This window comes from Acidovorax bellezanensis, assembly GCF_025421555.1.
Taxonomy (GTDB): Bacteria; Pseudomonadota; Gammaproteobacteria; order Burkholderiales; family Burkholderiaceae_C; genus Comamonas; species Comamonas bellezanensis.
On the sequence record NZ_JAODYH010000003.1, the window covers coordinates 725409 to 746235 of the forward strand.

Genomic DNA, 20827 nt, shown 5'->3' on the forward strand with positions numbered 1-20827 from the left:
CGGTTCAAACAGATTCAAAAATTCCGGCAGCGCCCTGCCCCATGCCCACGCACATGGTCACCATGCCGTACTTCAGCTTGTTGCGGCGCAGCGCATGCACCACCGTCGCCGCGCGGATCGCGCCCGTCGCGCCCAGCGGATGGCCCAGGGCAATCGCGCCGCCCATGGGATTGACCTTGGACGGGTCCAGGCCCAGGGTGTTGATCACGGCCAGCGACTGGGCAGCAAACGCTTCGTTGAGCTCGTACCAGTCGATGTCCTGCTGGCGCAGGCCGGCGTAGCGCAGCGCCGCGGGAATGGCCTCGATGGGGCCTATGCCCATGATGGCCGGCGGCACGCCCTTGCTGGCAAAGCTCACGAAACGCGCCAGCGGCGTCAGGCCGTAGCGCTGGATGGCCGACTCGCTGGCCAGAATCAATGCGCCCGCGCCGTCGCTGGTCTGCGAGCTGTTGCCGGCCGTGACCGAGCCGCGCGCGGCGAACACCGTGCGCAGCTTGGCCAGGCCTTCGAGGCTGGTGTCGGGGCGCGCGCCCTCGTCCAGCGACACCATGCGCGTATTGAGCGCGATTTCGCCCGTCGCGAGGTTCAGCGCGCGGTCCGTGACTTCGATGGGCGTGATCTCGTCGGCAAACGCACCCGCGGCCTGGGCGGCCAGTGCCTTCTGGTGCGAGGCCAGCGCGAACGCGTCCTGGGCTTCGCGGCTGACCTTCCATTGCTGGGCCACCTTCTCGGCGGTCAGGCCCATGCCGTAGGCAATGCCCACGTCGCCATCGCGCGCGAAGATGCTGGGCGACAGGCTGGGCGCATTGCCCATCATCGGCACCATGCTCATGCTTTCCACGCCCGCGGCAATCATCACGTCGGCTTCGCCCACGCGGATACGGTCGGCGGCCATTTGCACGGCCGACAGGCCCGAAGCGCAAAAGCGGTTGACGGTGATGCCGCCCACGCTGGTCGGCAGGCCCGCGAGCACGGCCGCGATGCGCGCCACGTTCAGCCCCTGCTGGGCTTCGGGAATAGCGCAGCCGCAGATGATGTCCTCGATGCTGGCCGGGTCCAGCCCCGGCACCTGGGCCAGCGCATTCTTGAGCGTCTGGGCCAGCAGGTCGTCGGGGCGGTAGTTGCGGAAAAAGCCTTTGTGCGAGCGGCCGATGGGCGTGCGCGTGGCGGCAACGATGTAGGCGTCCTGGATCTGTTTCATGTTCTATTCCTTCAGTTCCGCAAAGGTTTGCCGGTCGACAGCATCCCGAGGATGCGCTCCTGGCTCTTGGGATGGGCAATCAGGCCGCAAAACGCCTTGCGCTCGAGCTGCATCAAATACTCCTCGCTGACCAGCGTGCCCGCGTCGACATCGCCGCCGCAGACCACTTGCGCGATCAGCGTCGCGATGTATTGGTCGTGGTCGCTGATGAAGCCGCCGTCGCGCATATTGACCAGCGAGCCGCGGATGGTCGCGATGCCGCTGCGCCCGGCGACCGGGAACAGCCGCTTGTGCGGCGCACGCCAGCCGCCCGCGGCCAGGGCCCGGGCTTCGTTGAGCGCGACGAACAGCACTTCGTCCTTGTGCGCGACAACCAGGTCGCTTTCCAGCAGATAGCCCAACTGGCGCGATTCCAGCGCGCTGGTGCCGACCTTGGCCATGGCCGCGGCCGTGAAGCCTTCGGTCAGGAAGGGCAGCAAGTCCTTGCCCGTGGATTTGGCGGCGTTTTCAGCCGCGCGGCGCGCGATATAGGTCAGGCCGCCCGCGCCCGGCACCAGGCCCACGCCGACTTCGACCAGGCCCATATAGCTTTCCATGTGCGCCACGCGGCGCGCGCAGTGCACGGCCAGCTCGCAGCCGCCGCCCAGCGCCATGCCGTGGATGCCCGCAACCACGGGCACCTGGGCATAGCGCAGGCGCAGCATCAGCTGCTGCAGCTCCTGCTCAATGCTTTCCACCGCGTCCGCGCCGCCAACCACAAAGGCCGGCATGGTGGCCTGCAGGTCGGCGCCCACGCTGAATGGCGCATCGCCCGACCAGATCACCATGGCCGCATATTCGGACTCGGCGAGCTCCAGCGCTTCCATCAGCCCTTCCATCACGGCCGGGCTGATGGCGTGCATCTTGTTCTTGATGCTGGCAATCAGCACGCGGCCTTCGCCTTCGGCCGCGCCTGGGCCGGCCGCACCTGGGCCGGCCGCATCCAAAGTCCAGACGCGCAGCGCATCGGTCTCGCTGATCGTCGTGCCCGCGGTTTCGAAGCCCTCTCCGGCCTCGCCCAGAAGGCGCTCGGGAAAGATCTGGCGCGCATAGACCGGCAAGCTGCGGCGCGGCACGAACTGCTGCTTTGCCGGGCTCCACGACCCCTGGGCCTGGTGCACGCCGCCCGCCTCGGCCACCGGACCGGCGAAGACCCAGGCCGGCAGCGGCGCGCGGCTCAATGCCTTGCCTGCATCGATGTCTTCCTGGACCATCTTGGCCACTTCCAGCCAGCCCGCTTCCTGCCACAGCTCGAACGGACCCTGGCGCATGCCAAAGCCCCAGCGCATGGCCTGGTCGACGTCGCGCGCGCTCTCGGCAATGCTTTCCAGGTGCACGGCCGCGTAGTGGAAGCTGTTGCGCAAGATAGCCCAGAGGAACTGGCCAGCCGCGCCTTCGGCGTTGCGCAAGAGCTTCAGGCGCTCGACCGCCGGTTTCTTCAGCATGCGCGCATAGACCTCGTCGGCCTTCTGCCCGCCGGGTACATAGTCTTCGCTTTCCAGCTCGAAACGCAGAATGTCGCGACCGACTTTCTTGTAGAAGCCGGCTCCGGTCTTTTGCCCCAGATTGCCCAGCGCCAGCAGCTTTTGCAGCACGGGCGGCGTGGCAAAGCTGTCGTAGAACGGGTCGGTCTCGGCAGTCAGGTTGTCCTGCAGCGTCTTGATCACATGGGCCATGGTGTCCAGGCCCACCACGTCGGCGGTGCGGAAGGTGCCGCTCGATGCGCGGCCCAGCTTCTTGCCCGTGAGGTCGTCGACCACGTCGTAGCTCAGGCCGAATTTCTCCACCTCCTTCATCGTCGCCAGCATGCCGGCGATGCCGATGCGGTTGGCGATGAAGTTGGGCGTGTCCTTGGCGCGCACCACGCCCTTGCCCAGCACGCTGGTGACAAAAGCTTCGAGCTGGTCGACCACATGGGCGTCGGTGCCCGGCGTGGCGATCAGTTCCACCAGCTGCATATAGCGCGGCGGGTTGAAGAAATGGATGCCGCAAAAGCGCGCGCGCATGGCTTCGGGCAGGGCTTCACTGAGCTGGGTGATGGACAGGCCCGACGTGTTGCTGGCCAGGATGGCGTGCTTGGCGACGAAGGGCGCGATCTTGTGATACAGGTCGGTCTTCCAGTCCATGCGCTCGGCAATGGCCTCGATCACCAGATCGCAGCCTTTGAGCAGCTTCATGTGCTCTTCGTAGTTCGCGGGCTGAATCAGTTCGGCGTCATCCGCCAGACCCAGGGGCGAAGGCTTGAGCTTCTTCAGATTGGCGATCGCTTTTTCGGCGATGGCGCTCTTGGATCCTTCCTTGGCCGGCAGGTCGAACAGAATGACCTGCACCTTGACATTGACCAGATGGGCGGCGATCTGCGCGCCCATCACACCAGCGCCGAGCACGGCGACTTTCTTCACAGGAAATCGTGACATCTTGGGTTCCATGTAATGCACCCGCCTGCAGCGCAGGCGGATCTGAAGCAAGGGGACTTATTGAACGCGGACCCAGGTCTGGGTGCGCCCGAACGGCCCGAAGGAGCCGCGCACGTCGAGCTTGCTGCCGCCGTCGATAGGCGTCATGCGCAGGGTGTAGGACTTGCCGCTTTCAGGATCGAGAATCTTGCCGTCTTCCCAGACGTCCTTGCCTTCGGCCTTTTTTGCGCCGCGGATGATTTCCAGTCCGACCATGGGCTGGTCCTTGCGCTCGTCGGTGCAGGCCGTGCACAGCGCCGCCGGGTCGGCCCCCTTGCGCAGCAGCCGCTCTATGCGCCCGCTGAGCCCTCCGCCCTGCTCGCTGATGCGGATCTCGGACTTGGGCTCATGGGTCTTTTCGTCTACCGATTTCCACAGGCCCACGGGCGACATCTGCGCCCAGGCGGGCGCGGTGATGGCCATGCAGACCAACGTGGCAAAAGCTTTGAACATACGGCACCTCCTGGAAAGAACAGGCAAAAGTTCGTCGAGTGGCGGCGGCCTCAGGCCAGGGCCGCGTCGCTGTCCATCAGCACCCGGCTGCCCGCGCGCGCCGTACGCATCAGCGTCGCGGTCTCAGGGAACAGCTTGGCGAAGTAGAAACGCGCGGTCTGCAGCTTGGCCAGGTAGAACGGGTCGGCGTTGCCGGCCGCGATTTCACGCAGCGCCACCTGGGCCATGCGCGCAAACAGATAGCCGAACACCAGATGGCCGGCCACGCGCAGGTAGTCGACCGAAGCCGCGCCGACTTCGTCGGGGTTTTGCATGCCCTTGAAGCCGATTTCGGTGGTGAACTTGGTCATCTGCTCGCCCAGCATGGCGATGGGATTGATGAACTCGGCCATCTTCTCGTTGACGCCTTCTTCTTCCACCAGCTGGCCCACCAGCTTGCCGAATTTCTTCAAGCTCGCACCCTGATTGCCCAGCACCTTGCGGCCCAGCAGGTCCAGCGCCTGGATGCCGTTCGTGCCTTCGTAAATCATGTTGATGCGCGCGTCGCGCACAAACTGCTCCATGCCCCATTCCTTGATGAAGCCGTGGCCGCCATAGACCTGCTGGCTCATGGTGGTCGCGGTCCAGCCGTTGTCGGTCAGGAAGGCCTTGACGATGGGGGTCAGCAGCGCGACCAGTTCGGCGCTGTTCTGGCGCACCTTCTCGTCAGGGTGGTGCAGCTCCTTGTCGATCAGCACCGAGCAGAACGTCGACAGCGCGCGCCCGCCTTCGGCATAGGCCTTGGCCGTGAGCAGCATGCGGCGCACGTCGGGATGGACGATGATGGGGTCGGCCGGCTTGTCCTTGGCCTTGGTGCCCGACAGGCTGCGCATTTGCAGGCGGTCCTTGGCATAGGCCAGCGCGTTCTGGAACGCCACTTCGGTCAGGCCCAGCGACTGGTTGCCCACGCCCAGGCGCGCGGCATTCATCATCACGAACATCGCGGCCAGGCCCTTGTTGGGCTGGCCCACCAGCGTGCCCACGGCGCCGTCGAGGTTGAGCTGGGCCGTGGCATTGCCATGGATGCCCATCTTGTGCTCCAGGCCGCCGCAGAAAATCGGGTTGCGCTCGCCCAGGCTGCCATCGGCATTCACCAGGAACTTGGGCACGACAAACAGGCTGATGCCCTTGGAGCCCACTGGCGCATCGGGCAGGCGGGCCAGCACCAGGTGCACGATGTTGCTCGTGAAGTCATGCTCGCCGGCGCTGATGAAGATCTTGTTGCCCGTGAGCTTGTAGCTGCCGTCGGGCAGCGGCTCGGCCTTGGTGCGCAACAGGCCCAGATCGGTGCCGCAATGCGACTCGGTCAGGCACATGGAGCCGGTCCACTCGCCGCTGGTCAGCTTGGGCAGGTACAGCTGCTTTTGCGCGTCGGTACCGTAGGCGTGCAAGGCCTCGTAGGCGCCATGCGACAGACCCGGGTACATGGTCCAGGCCTGGTTGGCGCTGTTGAGCATTTCATACAGGCACTGGTTGACCACAAACGGCAGGCCCTGGCCGCCGTAGGCAGGATCGCAGCTCAGCGCCGCCCAGCCGCCTTCGACAAACTGGGCATAGGCCTGCTTGAAGCCCTTGGGCGTGGTCACCGCATGGGTCGTCTTGTCCAGCGTGCAACCCTCTTCGTCACCGCTGATGTTCAGCGGAAACGTCACATTGACCGCGAACTTGCCCGCCTCTTCGAGCACGGCATTGATGGTGTCGGCATCGACCTCGGCATGCCTGGGCATGGCCTTGAACTCATTCGTGACCTGGAACACCTCGTGCAACAAAAACTGCATGTCACGCAAGGGCGGGTTATAGCTGGGCATGTGTCGTCTCCTATCGATGGTGGTTTGTATTCATTCGTCCGGTCGCCGCAGTGTCAGCGGCCGGACTCCAGGGCTGGTGCGATGCTGTAGCGCGTCAAAACGTTCTCGAAGCCTTGCCGCGCCAGTTGCAGCGCGCCGTCGACGCGCAGAAAACGGGCTTCGTAATGCAAGGCCAGAATGAGCCCATGGACCTCAAAAAGCAATTGGGCTTCATCCGCATCCGCGCGTAAGTCACCACGCTCCCGGCATTGCACAATGGTGCGTCGCATGGCCGCATGCCAGACCATGACCGAGTCGGCCAGCGCATCGCGCACCGGCCCGCTGCGGTCGTCGAACTCGACCGCGCCGCTGATGTAGATGCAGCCCGAATCCAGCTCGACCGAAGTGCGCTTCATCCACAGGTCGAACAGCGCGCGCAGGCGCGGCAGACCGCGTGGCGCCTGCATGGCCGGGAAGAACACTTCCTGCTCGAAGCGCTGGTGGTACTCGCGGATGACGGAAATCTGCAGCTCTTCGCGCGAGCCGAAATGGGCAAAGACGCCGGACTTGCTCATGCCCGTGGCCGCGGCCAGCGCGCCTATGGACAGGCCTTCGAGGCCCGCCTGCGACGCCAGGTGCAGGGCCGCATCCAGGATATGGGCCTTGGTTTGCTGCCCCTTGTGCAGCCCCCGACCAATACTGCGAGCGGAGGGCTGGCTGTCCAGCGGGGCGAAAGAAGAAGACATGGCAATCAAATAAAACGAACGTTCGTTCTATTTTGCGTCAAAACTCCGCGACCTCAATCCACCACACGGGAAAACACCTAGTTCGGCGCCTGCCGCCAGCAGATGCCGACCGCAGCGGCAGGGGCAAAAGCCTGCGCCCATCCAGGAGCATGCTGAAATATTTTTGCCCCGCTGCTATGGGCATGAAAGGAATGACCATGACACGACCTCTTCATTGGGTGACCGCTTCCTTGGCGCTGTGGCTGTCTGCCAGCGCCTGGGGCCAATGGAGCACCGACCCGCAGAAAAACAACGCCATCGCCAACGTCCCCGGTGCCGCGCAGGTGCAGCCGCTGCTTGCCGCCGCCGCCGACGGCCATTGGTGGCTCAGCTGGTTCGGCCTCCACCCGCAACGCGCCGCGCCCCACGGCTATGACGTCTACCTGCAGCGCCTGGGCCCGGATGGCAGGGAACAGTTTGCGCACCAGGGCGTCCAGGTGGCCAAACTCGGCGTCGGTTGGACCGAAGACTACGGCCTGGCGAGCGACGCACAAGGCCATGCCCTGCTGAGCTTCCAGGACGACAGCACCAGCGCACCGGCGCGCGCCATTGCCGCCACCAAGATCAGTACCAGCGGCAAGCCGCTGTGGAAAACCTTCACGGCCCCCTCAGGCCATGCGCCGCATGTGGCCCTGCTGCCCGATGGGCATGCGGTCGTCGGCTGGAGTACGGATACGGAAAACACCGTGCGCCTGCGCAAGCTCGACCCCCAGGGCCAACCCGTGTGGAAAACGACCTCGGGCGCCGCGCTGGATTTTTTGCTCATCGAGCCCAATTACGCCTACACCCTGGCCGACCTGCAGGCCACCGATGACGGCAGCGTCATCGTGTCCTTCGTGCGCAGCCGTGGGTTCTCAGGCGCGAAGCACCTCTACGCCAACAAGATCTCCGCCAGCGGGCAGTTGCTGTGGGGCCCGAACCATGTCAAGGTCTTCGATGGCGGCTCCCTGCAACAAGGCAATTTCCCACGCTTCGTACTGGACGGCCGCGGCGGCGCGGTATTCGCCTGGTACAGCATCGCGCCGAAAATGCAGGTCTACGCCCAGCACATCCAGGCCAATGGCAGCCAGGCCTTTGCGCACAACGGCGTGGCCGTATCCACCCACCCGCAACAGGCACGCATGGAGCCGTCGCTCTCCTATCAGCCCGGCACGGGCGAAATCACGCTGCTGTGGACCGAGCTCGACAGCGCCGAGAAGCAGTTCCAGCGCGGCGTGTATGCGCAAAAGCTCGATGCCCGTGGCGCGCGCCAATGGGGAGAAACAGGCCTGCCCATTCTTGCTCTGGGGGAACAGCAGCCCTCCAACGTACGCAGCGTCGCCGTCGCGGATGGCACGCTGGCCTTCTGGGTCCAGGTCGAGGCCACAGGCCAGGACAGCATCCAGGCCGTGAAGCTCGACGCCACGGGCGCCGCGCTGTGCCCGCAGTTTGCCGTCTCCACGCGGCCTTCGGACAAGTCACGCCTGAGCATCAGGACCTCGCCCTCGGGCCAGACCCTGCTGACCTGGGAAGACAAAGGCAAGAACCAGGGCTCCGACATCTACCTGCAAAGCGTGCGCGCCAACTGCACGCTGGGCTGACCGCGCAACAACCCAATGCCGACGAAACTGGCGCGGCCCAGCAAGAGGGCAGCGGCGCAAGCCGCTCAGGGCGGCGCTTTTTTACAGCATCAGCGCCAGGCTCTCTTCCAGGTACTCGGTCGGCAGGCGGCGAAAGCCCGAGCGGCAAAACCGCTGCAGCCGTCCCTGCGCAAACGACGTCAGCACGCTGGCTGCGACCTGCGCATCGACCGACGGCGTGACCGAGCCGCGCGCATCGGCAGCCGGGCGCAGGCATTGGCGCAGCGTGGACTCAATGCGTTCGAAGAACTGGTTCATGCGCTGCTGCAGGCGTTCGTGCTCGAACACCAGAGCGTCGCCCACCATCACCCGCGCCATGCCCGGGTTGCGTTCGCCAAACTGCAGCACCAAGGCAATCACCCGCGCGGCCTGGCGTGCACCATCGGCCGGCGGCTGGTCCGGATCGGGAATCTCCCGGCCGACGATTTGCTGCACCAGCGTGAAGACCGACTGCTCGACAAAGTCGATCAGGCCTTCGAACATTTGCGCCTTGCTGGCGAAGTGGCGGTACAGCGCAGCCTCGCTCACCTGCAGGTGCGCGGCCAGAGAGGCGGTGGTGATGCGTTCGGCCCCCGGCTTCTCCAGCATGGCGGCCAGCGCTTGCAGAATCTGCTCGCGCCGCTCGCCCGGCTTGGGGCGTTTACGGGCCACAGGCGCGGCTGCAGCGAAGGAAACATCGCTGGCGCCGACGCCGTCAGCAGATACGGAAGGGGGGGACAAGACTTCAGACTCGGACATAGGCAATCAGGAATTTGTAAATAATTCTCTCACAGCCACCTGCCATCCTGTCCTACTGTTTTCCCCCTGGAGGTTATTTACACTTTCTGCCCCGCAGGAACGGTCGGTTCGGGCGGAAACGACAGCACCACCCGCAGGCCCGCGCCACCGCTGCCTTCGCCCAGCACCAGCCGTGCCTGGTGCAACTGGGCAATCTCATCGGCAATCGACAAACCCAGGCCCGAGCCTTCGCCGCTGGCTCCGGGCACGCGGTAAAACCGCTGCAATATGCGTTCGCGCTCGGCTTCGGGCACGCCCGGGCCATCGTCTTCCACTTCGAGAAACGCACCGCCCTCCCCCACTCCGCAGCGCAGCGTCACACGCCCGCCTTCCGGGGTGTACTTGAGCGCGTTGTCCACCAGATTGCTCCACAGTTCGCGCAGCAGCCAGGCATGGCCCCAGACGCTGGCCGGCTCGACTTCCAGGCCGAAGTCGATGCCCTTGGCCGAAGCCTGCTCGAAGAATATTTCCAGCAGGCTCTCGCTGAGATCCTTGAGGTCCACCCGTTGCAGGGGCTGCACTTCGGCCTGGCGCGCATCGGCACGCGACAGCGCCAGCAGCTGGCGCGCCAGCTGCGAAGTGCGGCGCGTGGCATCGCGCAGCTGATTGATCTGCGTTTCACTCAGGACCAGCGTGCGCTCCTTGGGCCCGCTCGCCGGCGCCGCCTGCACCATCAGCGCCCAGGCCTCCACCTGCGCCTGCAAGGCCGCCAGCGGCGTGCGCAACTGGTGGGCCGCATCGGCGACAAAGCGCCGTTGCCCCTGGGCCTGGGCATCGACCAGGCCGAACAACCGGTTGAGCGAGCGCACCAGCGGCCGCACTTCATCGGGTGAGGCCGCCTCGTCAATGGGACTCAGGTCGCGCGGCGAACGGCGCTCCACGGCATCCGCCAGCGCCACCAGCGGCTCGAATGCCTGGCGCACCGACCAGTAGATGGCCACGGCCGCCGCCGCGATCAGCAACACATTCGGCAGCAAGACCCGCAGCAGCAGTTGCTGCGCCCATTGCAGGCGTATATCCGAGCCGTCGGCCAGCGCCACCACCATCTCACCCGCGCCCGCCGTCTCGGTGCGCAGCACGGCCACGCGGTAAGTGATCCCGCCAAATTCCTGGCTGTGGAACTCGGCCACGGAGGTACTGGGCACCACCACACGAATCCAGGTGTCGCCCGCCAGCACCCGGCCCTTGAGGTCGGCAATGGCATAGCCTGCGTCGTTCTGGCGCTGGCGCAAGAAATCTTCCACCACCTGCGGCAGCATGACCAAAGGCGGGACCTGGGGGGTCATGGGCGGGGCCAGAACGGCGTCCGCGAGCGACGGCAGCATGCGCATCAGCCGCTGGTCATGCTGGCCTCCGGCGGCTTCGGCCGAACGGTAGGCAAACCATGAGCCCATCAAGGCCAGCACGCTCAGCGGCAGCACCAGCAGCAGCAGCAGGCGAAAGCGCAGGTTAGAGGTCATCGCGGGCCACCCTCACGGCCTGGTCGCAAAGGCGGCGCCATCCCTTCACGGGACGGCCGCAAGCAACTCCAGCCGGTAGCCAAAGCCGCGAATGGAGCGCAAGGCCACGCCATACGGCTCGATCTTGCCGCGCAGCCGCGAAGCGTAGACTTCGACGGCGTTGGGCGTGATCTCCTTGTCCCAGCCGGTCAAGGCCTGCAGCAGCTTGTCCTTGCTGGCCGGCTTGGGCGCATGGATCAACAGGTATTCCAGCACGGTCCACTCGCGCGGCCCCAGGTCCATGGGCTGGAGGTGGCTGCCTTCGGGGGAATCATCGGCCACGCGGGCTCCCGCGCAGCGGGCGGCCGTGTCGAGCTCCAGCGGCCCGAACGTCAGCACCGCCGTGGTCGCGGCCTGGGAACGGCGCGCCAGTGCGCGCAGCCGCGCCAACAACTCGGGCAGCTCGAAAGGCTTGACCATGTAATCGTCCGCGCCCATGTCCAGGCCTTGCACCCGGTCTTGCAGCGCATCGCGGGCGGTGAGGATCAGGATAGGCATGGCCGCGCTGTCCATGCTGCTGCGGCGCAGGCGCTGGGTCAGCTCCAGGCCGCTCATGCCCGGCAGGCCGATGTCGATCACGGCCAGGTCAAACGATTCGCCCGCCAGCACTTCCAGCGCGCGTTCGGCGCTGCCTACCCAGTCCACGGCATAGCCGGCATCGCTCAGACCCAGCTTGATGCCGCTGGCCACCATCACATCGTCTTCCACCAGCAGCAAGCGCATCGTCAAATCCCCAAGGAGTCATGGCCCCGCGGGGCCGGATCCGCGCTCAGTGGCTGCGGATCATGGTGCCGTAGGCCTGGTCCGTGAGGATCTCCAGCAGCATGGCATGGGGCACGCGGCCATCGATGATGTGCACGGCGTTGACGCCGGCCTTGGCGGCGTCCAGAGCGCCCGCAATCTTGGGCAGCATGCCGCCCGAAATCGTGCCATCGGCAAACAGCGCGTCGATTTCGCGTGCGGTCAAATCGGTCAGCAGCTTGCCGGCCTTGTCCAGCACGCCGGGGGTGTTGGTCAACAGCATCAGCTTTTCGGCCTGCAGCACCGTCGCCAGCTTGCTGGCCACCACGTCGGCATTGATGTTGTAGCTTTCGTTGTCTTCACCAAAGCCGATAGGGCTGATCACCGGAATGAAGGCATCGTCCTGCAATGCCCGCACCACGCTGGGATCGATCGCCACGATGTCACCCACCTGGCCCAGGTCGTGCTCGATGCTCGGGTCCTTGTTGTCCATCAGCTTGAGCTTTTGCGCCCGGATCAGGCCACCGTCGCGGCCCGTCAGACCGACAGCCTTGCCGCCCGCCTGGTTGATCAGACCGACGATATCCTGCTGCACCTCACCGGCCAGCACCCATTCGACCACTTCCATGGTCTCGGCATCCGTGACGCGCATGCCCTGGATGAACTCACCCTTCTTGCCCAGACGGTTGAGTGCCGTTTCGATCTGCGGCCCGCCGCCGTGCACCACCACCGGATTCATCCCCACCAACTTGAGCAGCACCACATCTTCCGCGAAGTCGGCCTGCAAGGCCGGATCGGTCATGGCGTTCCCGCCATACTTGATCACAATGGTCTTGCCATGGAATTTGCGGATATAGGGCAGCGCTTGGGCGAGGATTTCGGCTTTGTCGCGGGGGGCAATCGAGAGGATATCGTTCATGGTGCAGGCCGTGGGGCGGGGAAGTAATCAAACAACAAGCCGGGCATTGTGCCGCAACTGCAGTGCCGCAGCGCGCGCTGGGGCACACCACGGGCCACAGAGCCGCTCACTTCTGCAGCCAGCTCGGTACCTTGAAGCGCACGATGGCCAGGTAGGCACAGACGTAGCTTACGATGAACAGGCAGCAAAAAGCGATCAGCACCGGCGTATTGCGCCAAAACAGCACCGCGGGCAGCACCGTGAGCAGCGTAAAAGTCCAGAGATAAGGCGAAGTGCGGTTGTTGCGCATCAACATCCGCCGCGACTCATCGTCATGGAACACGCCCCAGACGATACGCCGGTAGACCAGCTGATGGAAATGCAACGCATCGGCCATGCCCGGCGAAACGCCACGCACCAGCTTGCGGTAAATGGAAAAGACCGTCTCCCATACGGGATAGATCAGCAGCAGCATGGGAAACCACGGGGACACCAGGCTGTGGCGCTGGACCAGCAAAATGCTCGCGAAAGCAATCACCACGCCCCAGATATAGGCGCCGCCATCGCCGGCAAACAGCATGCCGCGCGGGTAATTCCACATCAGAAAGCCAGCGGTCGCTGCCGCCGTGCTCACCAGCAGGGCGGCCAGCGCACGGTCCCCGACCTGCAAGGCCACATGGGCCAGCGCCAGGCAGACGATGATCGCCACCATGCCCGCCAGTCCGTTGTAGCCGTCAATGATGTTGAACGCATGGGGCAGGCCGGCGATGGCCAGCAAGGCAATCGCCATCCCCAGCCAGGGCGCCCAGGCCAACAAGTCGTCCAGCCCGGGCAAATCCAGACGCGGCACGCTCAGCCCCAGAAAACCGACGCCCAGAACCCCGGTAAAAAGCGTCAGCAGCAAGCGGTAACGCACCGACAGGCGCTGCGTCAGATCTTCCGCCAGGCCGCCGAGCACCGCTGGCAGCATGGCCAGCATGAACCAGCCCACCCACGGCTTCATCCGCAGCACGGACAGGTCACCCAGAAACGCCGTAGCCACCATGCCGGCGCTCCAGCTCAGCAGCAGCGCAATCAGCACCGCCATGCCACCGATCCGCGGCACATCCCCGTGGTGAAAGCGCTGCGGCATGTCTTCGCCATAGACCACGCTGTGATTGCGTGACCAGCGCACGATCAGGCCCGCCGAGATCAGGGCAATAAAAAAAGCAGTGGCAGATAACCAGATCATTCAGTTTCGATTCCATGCGCCTGTGGCGCCAACAAAACAATGTACGCCAGAACACCCGTGAACACCACGGACGCCACAGGCCCATTTCATAAAATTATTGCCCCGGATGGCAGCCAAGGCGACCGCCCATACCGATCACATACCAGCCTGCATTGCCCAATCCGTCAGTCGCCTTGGTTGACAACGTCAACCCGCGCGGACTGGCTCCGCCGCAGGGATCAGGTGCGGCCGTACAAGGTTTTCTTGTATGCCTTGTACGCCGGCGATTGCCACAGGCGCAGCAAGCTACCCACATGCCATCGCAGATGGTTCCATTGGCGGTGGCTGGCACGGCTCCCGGCATGCTGCAAAGTGCACGACGCTTTCTTCAGTTGAAACCCCGCCAACCGGAGCCTGATGCACAAATCGACATCTTCGCAATACATATGGTAGGACTCGTCAAATCCGCGAATCTCCTGCCATAGCCTGCGGGGAAACATCAAGCATGCCGCATTGACCCAATCCACACATGCTTCCGCTTGGCCCAATATCCGACGTCGCATCAAGGCCCGTGGCGTCGGCAGCGCCCTCTCGCTGTCCTGAATTTTCCCTTGTTCATCCACCTGGGTCGGGTAGGAGCAGGCCTCGCCCCCATTCGCCGCCGCCTGCATCAGCGCGGCAAAGGGATCGGCTCCCAGAAGGTGGACATCAGGATTGAGCACGCAAAGAAAATCCTCGGTAGCGCCCTGCAGGGCAGCATTATGGTTAGCGCCGAACCCAAGAGGGTGCTCATTGAACTTCAACTCAAGAAGAAACGGCCACTCACCCTCGCCCACGCGGAAGGTCTCAGGGCAATTGATTGTCAGAACGACCCGCGTGACCACTCCAGCGCTCACATCGGCGATTTCCTGCAGCAAGGCCTGCACCATCCGCCCGTGGCCGTGGCTGATCACAGAAACCACCAGGGAAGGATTCACATCAACAGGAGAGTTCATAGATTTCAATTTTTCATGGCGTCGCATGCCACAAGCATGCTCATTCACACCATCTCACACCGAACAATTTTTATACGCTTTATATTTCCGCTCAGCGAAACCTGCTCAGCGCGGCCTTGAGCGCACGAAAATATCGCAGCCCCCTGCGCTTGAAGACACCTAGAAAAGTAAACTGTGCGGAACGCAGCAAAGCGGCATTCAACTCATCCGTCTTTTTTGATAATGGCCGCGGAGGAAAATCCGACTCACCCACACCGGATTCCAGCGCATGCATCAAGCTTTCAGGCGAATGATACTTTTCGTAGTGCATTCTCGCCAGACGGCCTCGCTGGATCAATGCGGCACGGTCATTTTCCGCGAGAAAATCGATCAACTGATCCGGCGTTGACCACACGCAACTGCCCGTGGGCAGCATATCCACCGCGCCCAAGAATCTTTTTTCAGAATGGTCGTGCCCCGCAATCGCCACCCCCGCAGCCATGGCCTCCACCGATGTACGAGCGCCGGCATAGGGGAAGGATGCAAGGTACAGATCCACCTTACGCTCCTGCAGGAATCTGGCAACACTGGGCACATAAGGAATGTATTCCAATGCACTGAACGGCACCATTCTTCTGGCCATGGCGCGTCTTATCTTCAAACGATAAAACCAGCTCAGGCGCCCCACATGAATGTGCCTCCCGCCGGTCTTCTCCAGAACCTCAGCGATCACATCGGAATAATTTGGCCAATATGCATGCTCAATCTTGTTTTTCCCTGCAGCAGTGCAAGAGACAATTGCCGAAGATGAAAACTCGCGTTCATCAGAAGAACTCACCCCCGGATCAGCAACAATCAAAGGGAGATATTTGTTGTCTGGTTTCTTCAAGCCATCACGACAATTCCAGAATCCCATGGAGTGCAAATCATAATGCTCTCCAAAAGAAAGGAAAACGCCAAGACAGAGATGGTGGTCGCCATGATGCAAATATTTCAGCACATAGGACTGCCCAGGCTGAACCGCAGAAACGGCAACGCTGTCTTGATGATGATTGGCCAGCCAGACAGTGTCCGGACTGATTTCCAGCAGAAAGGACTGCAACCAGCGGAGCTTGCTTAAACGACTGCCAGGAGGAACACAAACGAATTCCACCGCTGGCGCATTTCTGAACGCATGCTTGATTGCCGAGACATCCGTAGGCCCGACTGTGCCCGTGAGGACGATGGTGACGGGGCTTCTCACCCGGCAGGCAATATCCGCCAAAACTGCTGTATGGCCACCAGAAGCCTGCAGTTTGCTCGCAATAAAAACAACACCCCCACGCGAGGGCGTTGCGCCAGCAGCGCCTGACGCTGCCCGCTCGCGCAAGGCCAAGCGCCCGATCTCCTCGCACGAGGCATCGAGGAAACGATCACCAAAAATTTGCGCCGTGTTCAGCGGCTCGCAAAAGACGCGCTCAACAATATTTTCAACATACTTGAGCGCAGCCTCCAGATCACCGGCTGAAATCAAACGGTCAATCTCATGGTGAAGCCCCTGGCCTCCCTCTGATCTTGAAAAACTCATCTCAGTACCTCATCAATCAATAGCCTCGATGAATCCGCTATTTTCGAAAACCAATGAAGCACCGACCTCATCATTCGATCACCATCAGGAAATGGCGTTTTCACGCAGTGGCATCATACTTTCCAGATGATTCACTTCTGGAAAAAATCCTTCACTGCGCCAATCACCTCTTGCACTTCCGCATCTGTCAGATCCGGAGACATGGGCAAACTCAAGACCTGTCCAGCAAGACGCTCAGCGATTGGCAAGGAAATTTCCGAATACTCCACATAGCAGCCTTGACGGTGCGGGGGCTTGGGGTAGTGAATCACAGTCACGATACCGCGCTCCGCCAGAAATTTCTGCAACGCATCGCGCTGGGGTGTGGCCACCACGTAAAGATGCCAGACATCGCCGCCGCCGGCAGATTCCTGCGGCAGCGTCAGTCCTGTTTCGCGCAAGGCTTCGGAATATTTCTTGGCGATAACTCGTCGCTTTGCATTCCATGAATCCAGCACGCGCAGCTTCTCGCGCAGGAAAGCCGCATGCAACTCATCCAGCCGGGAGTTGTAGCCTGCTTCCGTATGCTCATATTTGACCGTTGAGCCATAGTTTCTCAGCTTGCGGACTTTATCTGCAATCGCGGCATCATTCGTCAATACGGCACCGGCATCACCCATGGCACCCAGGTTCTTGCCAGGGTAAAAGCTCGTGCCTGCAGCATGGCCCAACCCGCCGGCTCGTCGGCCTTTGTAAAGTGCGCCTTGGGACTGCGCCGCATCTTCGATGACCACCAGACCGAAGCGGCCGGCAATCTCCATGATAGGGTCCATATCGGCAACCTGCCCATACAAATGGACCGGCATGATGGCACGTGTACGGGGTGTAATAGCCTTTTCAATCAGGCTCGGGTCCAGATTGTGGCTGGCAGCGTCAGGCTCGACGGGAACCGGCTTGGCTCCACACTGAGATACAGCCAACCAGGTTGCAATAAACGTGTTGGATGGGACGATGACTTCATCACCCTCACCAATGCCGTAAGCCCGCAGCAACAAGGTCAAGGCGTCCAGACCGTTACCAACACCCACACAATGGCTCACATTGGAATATGCGGCAAACTCTTTCTCAAAAGCTTCAAGTTCCGCGCCCATGATGTATGTGCCAGAGTCCATGACTCGCGCATAGGCGGCATCCATTCCGGATCGCAGTTCAGAATTCAAACGATTCAGGTTAAGAAAAGAAACTGCCATCACACACCTTTTTTGCAATCGACCAGAAAGTCGGAATAATTTCTGTAGTAATCATCTTCGTCGTACTTCTCGGAAGCGACGACCATGCAGACTGCGCCAGAAGAAAAATTATTCAATTCACGCCACATCATGGGGCAAACATAAAGCCCTTGAAAACTTCTATTCAAGTGAAAAACCTTTTTCTCTTTGCCATCATCCAGATGCACATCAAATGACCCGGAGATGGCAATGATCAACTGGTGCAATGCCTTATGCGCATGTCCGCCACGCTCAGCCCCGCCAGGGACGTCATACAGATAGTAAACCCGCTGAATATCAAATGGGACATGCGTCGATCCCTCGATAAATGTCAAATTACCTCGAGGATCTTGTATCCGAGGCAGGTCCACAATACTACATTTTGCAATAGACATTTTTTCACCCATGACTGAGAAAATCAGCTCTCATCCGTCACCAGATTTCGCACGAACCGCGCAGGAGTGCCTGCGACCAATGTATGTGCTGCCACATTTCTTGTAACGACTGCCGCTGCGGCAACGGTCGCGCCTTGGCCAATCACCACATTCGGCAAGATTGATGCACCCAAACCGATCACAACATCATCTTCGATAACAGGGCCAACTATATGATCGGCATATCCAGCCCTGATCAAATTATCGTTGGCTGTACCAACCAGCACGCTGATGAATACATTGCGACCAATAACCGCATTTCCGGTGATATGCGTGTTATCCATGATTTTCGTTCCATCACCCACGGTAGTATTGTAGTTGACGGTCACATAGCGACTCAAGATGCACGAGGCACCGATTCGGCATTTTTCACGGATGGAAGCACCATCGCCCACCAGCGTTCCTGCACCGATCTCCACATCATAGAAAATGACGGCATGGGGCCCGATGGAACAACCTGGACCTACGACGAGTTTTTTCTCAAACTCAGGCTTTCTCGCCAATGCTCCAGCACCTTTGGGCTCCTTGCCCAAGAATGCCCCCGGAAAAACCTCGACGCCATCTTCCAGCCGCACGCCATCAGCGATGACAACATGCGGGTGCAAAACACAGTTATTACCAATGACTGCATTTCCGATAACACAATAAGGCGCTATCGATACGCCCTCACCAATTACCGCATCCGGCGATATGATCGCTGTAGAATCAATCATCAACACTCCAATATTATCAATAATTTATAGCGGCAATAACGTCACCAGCATCAACCACAAAATCCGCATGAATTCCCTGGTTTCGCTCTCCGACCACCGGTCCCATGACATAAATGACGTCATTGCCAACAGCAGAAGCCATATTTCTCCAGTACCCGAAGCTGTGCTCTTTATGCGACGAAAGACAGATAATCACGCGACAGGACGGCTGGCAAAAAACAAGATTCGCCATCGCGGCGCCTGTAGCACCCACAACACATTCAGCACCCGAGAACAAATGAAATTGCTGTGAGAACGTAAGCTTTTCAGGATAAACCACTGAGAAGCCCTGCTCCTGCAGGAGAGCAGCCAAGCTCTCTTCATTCTTCATAGCTCGTGCGCCGGAGTTGCGTCGCAGCATTATCTTTTTCGGATAATCCGCATCCGCCGATCCCAACATGGTAGACAGATTTTCCCGCATTGACTTCAGCGCCGATGGACTGAAGATGCCGTGCGCATGACCACCCTGCTTTACAGGTCGACGATCGAATGGTATGTAACCTGCGGCTCCCGCCACATACAGTTTATTGACGTTGACACTCCGACCTCTTTGCACCTCTATCAAAGAATGCTTCCCAGCAAGCAATTGGGCCGATGAAATAATATTCGCATGCAAGCCTGAATCAATGAGGAATGGAACGTTCTCATCCATTCCCGACTGCGCACTCGCATGAATTCTAGGAAGAACTTCAGTCAGCCAGTGGGCATAATTTGGAGCACATGCGTCTGTAAAGACAGCTGCGCAGTCGAGCGTATCCAGGACATCTGTTGAATCGAATTTTCTTATTATTTTTCTTTTTGGGTATATCCGCACCCGGCCATGCAGCTCTTCCGAAGTGTAGTCATGGGTAAAACGATAAAGATCGTGATGAACCACCTCACCGTTCAGCTCAACCAGGTTGCTCAATCCAGATATTCTGGCATTTTCAAGCTGAACCAAAGAGACTGCGGGGAAAACATAACTCTCCGCGCCCAATGGAAAATCATTCCTCAACGATGCGGGAAAAACCATAGGGACTGCACAAGCCACCTCCCCTTCGGGGAAAACCGTTACCTGGATCCCAGATTCCTGCGCCGCAGCGACATCACCAAGCGCCACAAGCTTCAGATCACGGCGACGCCCTGATATTCGCAAAATTACTTGAGAACCCAAAGATCGCAGCCTGGTCCTGATGTGCCGAGGAATCAGCAGCCTTGCCAGAGGCTTCACTATCTTCGCAACCAGAAAATTCAAAAACTTCCCCAATACGGAAAAAACAAAGTCCGATGCCGAATCATATAAAGACAATTGTCTTTTCGAGAAAAACTTTTCCCTCGGTGGAACACGATCCGCAAACATTGAGCACCGGCCCATTGCAGTACGCGCACCCCTCCACAGCGCCCGCTTGGTGGGGTAGATCATCTTCCATCGAATAGCCCACAGCGTCTTTCCGACACACCTGCGAAGAAGACGGGCGAGATAGAATTGACTCAGGTATTCTTTATATAATTTTTTCAGCATCTAAATCAATAGCAAAATTCCTCAATCCTTTTCAGCTGCCGCTCTTCATTTTTCACTTACAGAGAATTTTCAATTCTCAAGAAAAAAATAGAACGCCCGCCTACCGGAGTCATCAACAAAGAGATTCACGGAATATCATCTCGCGATATTTCCTCAACCGCGCCGTGGTTCACTCTGAAAAATCGATTGCAGTACCCCTTGACAAGGGCATTGTTATGCGAGGCAAAAACAAATATTCCAACGGACTCAATCAAGTCTTCCATCCGTTTTTTTGCCTTCTCCTGAAAATCAGCATCGCCGGTGCCAAATATTTCATCTACCAGCAAAATATCGGGACGTGTCGATGTCGTCACAGCGAACATCAACCGCGTCGCCATACCCGATGAATATGTTCGAACCGGCAGCTTCAGAAAATCACCCAACTGTGTGAATTCTTCGATATCAGCGATGCGCTCCTTGATTTCCCGCATGCTGACACCCATCAGCACACTCATGCGAACGATGTTTTCATAGCCTGTGAGCTCAGGATCCATTCCGGCCCCCAGCTCAAGAACCGTAGCGACCCGGCCTTTGCGGACAATCTCACCGGCTGTGGGCGCATAGACGCCAGCCATCGTACGCAGCATTGTGCTTTTGCCCGCGCCATTGTGCCCAATCAGCGCAACTGCATCGCCCTCTTTCAGGGAGAACGAAACGTCTTTCAACGCAGTCACGATGCTGACATGGCCTGCTTCGCTTTCGATGCGACCACCCGTACCAATCCGCACAATCTGATTCCGCAGAGACATGCTGCGGGTATTGTAAACAGGGTATTGAATCGTTACGTTCTTAAAATCCAATTGCGTCAT

Annotated in this window: 18 protein-coding genes; 1 reads left to right on the plus strand and 17 read right to left on the minus strand. The window is 60.5% G+C overall.

Annotation, left to right across the window (positions count from 1 at the left end; genetic code table 11):
• Positions 1-4: 4 nt before the first annotated feature.
• The 5 genes from N0K08_RS06905 to N0K08_RS06925 are packed head-to-tail and all read right to left on the minus strand — an operon-like array spanning position 5 to position 6721.
• Complete coding sequence (locus tag N0K08_RS06905) at positions 5-1201, minus strand: acetyl-CoA C-acyltransferase (RefSeq protein WP_261499360.1); 1197 nt, start codon at positions 1199-1201, stop codon at positions 5-7.
• Between the two features lie 11 nt (positions 1202-1212).
• Positions 1213-3657 carry a 3-hydroxyacyl-CoA dehydrogenase/enoyl-CoA hydratase family protein gene (locus N0K08_RS06910; protein WP_261499361.1) on the minus strand — a complete coding sequence of 815 codons (2445 nt, stop codon included), beginning with the start codon at positions 3655-3657 and terminating at the stop codon, positions 1213-1215.
• 57 nt (positions 3658-3714) lie between these two features.
• Positions 3715-4149, minus strand: a complete 435-nt coding sequence (locus tag N0K08_RS06915; RefSeq protein ID WP_261499362.1) for a DUF2147 domain-containing protein — start codon at positions 4147-4149, stop codon at positions 3715-3717.
• Positions 4150-4199: 50 nt separating this feature from the next.
• Positions 4200-5996: an acyl-CoA dehydrogenase C-terminal domain-containing protein gene (locus N0K08_RS06920; protein WP_261499363.1), complete on the minus strand. Its 1797-nt coding sequence runs from the start codon at positions 5994-5996 to the stop codon at positions 4200-4202.
• 53 nt (positions 5997-6049) lie between these two features.
• Positions 6050-6721, minus strand: a complete 672-nt coding sequence (locus N0K08_RS06925) for a TetR/AcrR family transcriptional regulator (protein ID WP_261499365.1) — start codon at positions 6719-6721, stop codon at positions 6050-6052.
• 197 nt (positions 6722-6918) lie between these two features.
• On the opposite strand from N0K08_RS06925, the gene N0K08_RS06930 reads away from it, so the two are divergent.
• Positions 6919-8340: a hypothetical protein gene (locus N0K08_RS06930; RefSeq protein WP_261499366.1), complete on the plus strand. Its 1422-nt coding sequence runs from the start codon at positions 6919-6921 to the stop codon at positions 8338-8340.
• Between the two features lie 81 nt (positions 8341-8421).
• Here N0K08_RS06930 and slmA read toward each other — a convergent pair whose 3' ends face one another.
• The 12 genes from slmA to N0K08_RS06990 form a co-directional block, all read right to left on the minus strand.
• Positions 8422-9117 carry a nucleoid occlusion factor SlmA gene (slmA, locus tag N0K08_RS06935; RefSeq protein ID WP_261499368.1) on the minus strand — a complete coding sequence of 232 codons (696 nt, stop codon included), beginning with the start codon at positions 9115-9117 and terminating at the stop codon, positions 8422-8424.
• Between the two features lie 77 nt (positions 9118-9194).
• Complete coding sequence (locus N0K08_RS06940) at positions 9195-10616, minus strand: sensor histidine kinase (protein ID WP_261499370.1); 1422 nt, start codon at positions 10614-10616, stop codon at positions 9195-9197.
• Between the two features lie 45 nt (positions 10617-10661).
• Positions 10662-11378, minus strand: coding sequence for a response regulator transcription factor (locus N0K08_RS06945; protein WP_261499371.1), 717 nt, complete (start codon positions 11376-11378; stop codon positions 10662-10664).
• 46 nt (positions 11379-11424) lie between these two features.
• A complete protein-coding gene (gene argB, locus N0K08_RS06950; RefSeq protein ID WP_261499373.1) occupies positions 11425-12315 on the minus strand; it encodes an acetylglutamate kinase in 891 nt (296 codons plus the stop codon).
• 106 nt (positions 12316-12421) lie between these two features.
• Entirely contained in the window at positions 12422-13525 is a 1104-nt protein-coding gene (locus N0K08_RS06955; RefSeq protein ID WP_261499374.1) for a glycosyltransferase family 4 protein, read from the minus strand.
• A 218-nt stretch (positions 13526-13743) separates the two neighbouring features.
• Positions 13744-14499 (minus strand): glycosyltransferase family protein, encoded by a 756-nt coding sequence (locus tag N0K08_RS06960; RefSeq protein ID WP_261499375.1) that lies wholly within the window; start codon positions 14497-14499, stop codon positions 13744-13746.
• 91 nt (positions 14500-14590) lie between these two features.
• Positions 14591-16045, minus strand: a complete 1455-nt coding sequence (locus N0K08_RS06965) for a hypothetical protein (protein WP_261499376.1) — start codon at positions 16043-16045, stop codon at positions 14591-14593.
• 131 nt (positions 16046-16176) lie between these two features.
• On the minus strand, positions 16177-17274 hold the full coding sequence (locus tag N0K08_RS06970; protein ID WP_261499377.1) for a DegT/DnrJ/EryC1/StrS family aminotransferase: 1098 nt from the start codon (positions 17272-17274) through the stop codon (positions 16177-16179).
• Complete coding sequence (locus N0K08_RS06975; protein ID WP_408642921.1) at positions 17274-17687, minus strand: sugar 3,4-ketoisomerase; 414 nt, start codon at positions 17685-17687, stop codon at positions 17274-17276. Before N0K08_RS06975 ends, N0K08_RS06970 begins: the two co-directional genes overlap by 1 nt.
• 23 nt (positions 17688-17710) lie before the next feature.
• Positions 17711-18439, minus strand: coding sequence for an LbetaH domain-containing protein (locus tag N0K08_RS06980; protein WP_261499379.1), 729 nt, complete (start codon positions 18437-18439; stop codon positions 17711-17713).
• 16 nt (positions 18440-18455) lie between these two features.
• Positions 18456-19979, minus strand: coding sequence for a glycosyltransferase family 61 protein (locus tag N0K08_RS06985; RefSeq protein ID WP_261499380.1), 1524 nt, complete (start codon positions 19977-19979; stop codon positions 18456-18458).
• 125 nt (positions 19980-20104) lie between these two features.
• Positions 20105-20827, minus strand: coding sequence for an ABC transporter ATP-binding protein (locus tag N0K08_RS06990; protein ID WP_261499381.1), 723 nt, complete (start codon positions 20825-20827; stop codon positions 20105-20107).

What these genes read in the sequence shown, in the direction of transcription:
- N0K08_RS06955 (WP_261499374.1), bottom strand. Translation starts at nt 13,525, where the DNA reads ATGATCTGGTTATCTGCCACTGCTTTTTTTATTGCCCTGATCTCGGCG.
- N0K08_RS06910 (WP_261499361.1), bottom strand. Translation starts at nt 3,657, where the DNA reads ATGTCACGATTTCCTGTGAAGAAAGTCGCCGTGCTCGGCGCTGGTGTG.
- N0K08_RS06945 (WP_261499371.1), bottom strand. Translation starts at nt 11,378, where the DNA reads ATGCGCTTGCTGCTGGTGGAAGACGATGTGATGGTGGCCAGCGGCATC.
- N0K08_RS06975 (WP_408642921.1), bottom strand. Translation starts at nt 17,687, where the DNA reads ATGTCTATTGCAAAATGTAGTATTGTGGACCTGCCTCGGATACAAGAT.
- N0K08_RS06905 (WP_261499360.1), bottom strand. Translation starts at nt 1,201, where the DNA reads ATGAAACAGATCCAGGACGCCTACATCGTTGCCGCCACGCGCACGCCC.
- N0K08_RS06970 (WP_261499377.1), bottom strand. Translation starts at nt 17,274, where the DNA reads ATGGCAGTTTCTTTTCTTAACCTGAATCGTTTGAATTCTGAACTGCGA.
- N0K08_RS06985 (WP_261499380.1), bottom strand. Translation starts at nt 19,979, where the DNA reads ATGCTGAAAAAATTATATAAAGAATACCTGAGTCAATTCTATCTCGCC.
- N0K08_RS06980 (WP_261499379.1), bottom strand. Translation starts at nt 18,439, where the DNA reads ATGATTGATTCTACAGCGATCATATCGCCGGATGCGGTAATTGGTGAG.
- N0K08_RS06930 (WP_261499366.1), top strand. Translation starts at nt 6,919, where the DNA reads ATGACACGACCTCTTCATTGGGTGACCGCTTCCTTGGCGCTGTGGCTG.
- argB (WP_261499373.1), bottom strand. Translation starts at nt 12,315, where the DNA reads ATGAACGATATCCTCTCGATTGCCCCCCGCGACAAAGCCGAAATCCTC.
- N0K08_RS06920 (WP_261499363.1), bottom strand. Translation starts at nt 5,996, where the DNA reads ATGCCCAGCTATAACCCGCCCTTGCGTGACATGCAGTTTTTGTTGCAC.
- slmA (WP_261499368.1), bottom strand. Translation starts at nt 9,117, where the DNA reads ATGTCCGAGTCTGAAGTCTTGTCCCCCCCTTCCGTATCTGCTGACGGC.
- N0K08_RS06915 (WP_261499362.1), bottom strand. Translation starts at nt 4,149, where the DNA reads ATGTTCAAAGCTTTTGCCACGTTGGTCTGCATGGCCATCACCGCGCCC.
- N0K08_RS06925 (WP_261499365.1), bottom strand. Translation starts at nt 6,721, where the DNA reads ATGTCTTCTTCTTTCGCCCCGCTGGACAGCCAGCCCTCCGCTCGCAGT.
- N0K08_RS06960 (WP_261499375.1), bottom strand. Translation starts at nt 14,499, where the DNA reads ATGAACTCTCCTGTTGATGTGAATCCTTCCCTGGTGGTTTCTGTGATC.
- N0K08_RS06965 (WP_261499376.1), bottom strand. Translation starts at nt 16,045, where the DNA reads ATGAGTTTTTCAAGATCAGAGGGAGGCCAGGGGCTTCACCATGAGATT.
- N0K08_RS06940 (WP_261499370.1), bottom strand. Translation starts at nt 10,616, where the DNA reads ATGACCTCTAACCTGCGCTTTCGCCTGCTGCTGCTGCTGGTGCTGCCG.
- N0K08_RS06990 (WP_261499381.1), bottom strand. Translation starts at nt 20,827, where the DNA reads ATGACGCAATTGGATTTTAAGAACGTAACGATTCAATACCCTGTTTAC.